2 protein-coding genes are annotated in these 878 nt (G+C 68.2%); both read left to right on the top strand.

Annotated features, from left to right (window positions below):
• The coding region (locus VXC91_RS46165; RefSeq protein WP_329513297.1) for a roadblock/LC7 domain-containing protein at positions 1-355 on the top strand (355 nt) is incomplete at its 5' end.
• Positions 356-466: 111 nt separating this feature from the next.
• A complete protein-coding gene (locus VXC91_RS46160; RefSeq protein WP_103838060.1) occupies positions 467-865 on the top strand; it encodes a DUF742 domain-containing protein in 399 nt (132 codons plus the stop codon).
• Positions 866-878 lie beyond the last annotated feature (13 nt).

Here is an 878-nt window from a genome sequence, read left to right as displayed (position 1 = left end):
AGGGGTGTCCCACACAGTTGTCGTGTCCGCCGACGGACTCCTTCTGGCGCTGTCGGAGGGCTTCCCTCGCGACCGCGCGGATCAGCTCGCAGCCGTTGCCTCCGGGCTCACCTCGCTGACCGCGGGTGCCTCCCGGATCTTCGAGGGCGGCAACGTGGCGCAGACGGTCGTCGAGATGGAACGAGGATTCCTTTTCCTCATGTCCGTCTCTGACGGTTCCTCGCTCGCCGTACTCGCCCACCCCGAGTGCGACATCGGCCTCGTCGGCTACGAAATGGCCCTTCTGGTCGACCGTGCAGGTGCGGTACTCACGCCCGACCTGCGCGCCGAACTCCAGGGCAGTCTGCTCCACTGATCGGCCCCGGCACCACCCGCCTCACCAAATCACCGTCCGGCCGCCACAATCCCCCCACCGGCCCCGTCAGACGGCACGACTGACCAACCTGCTGTCCCGCCCGGAGGATTCATGACCCCGCCCACCGCCTCTCACGATCCGTACGCCGAGCCGTACGGGGACGAGGGCGACCAGCCGCTGGTCCGTCCGTATGCGATGACAGGCGGCCGGACCCGGCCGCGCTATCAGCTCGCGATAGAGGCGCTGATCAGCACCACGGCCGACCCGGCACAGCTGATGGGGCTGCTGCCGGAGCATCAGCGGATCTGCCACCTGTGCCGAGAGGTGAAGTCGGTGGCAGAGGTATCGGCGCTCCTGGCCATGCCACTCGGTGTGGCACGGATTCTCGTCGCGGATCTCGCGGAGGCCGGACTTGTCGCCATCCACCAGCCGGGCGGCGACGAGAACAACGGCGGCGCTCCGGACGTGACACTGCTCGAAAGGGTGCTCAGTGGACTTCGCAAGCTCTGACGGAGGCCGGGCG

Origin of the sequence: Streptomyces chiangmaiensis (assembly GCF_036281785.1) — a bacterium.
GTDB lineage: Bacteria > Actinomycetota > Actinomycetes > Streptomycetales > Streptomycetaceae > Streptomyces > Streptomyces chiangmaiensis.
The sequence above is the reverse complement of the archived record's forward strand: the minus strand, read 5'-3'. Positions and strand labels throughout refer to the sequence as shown.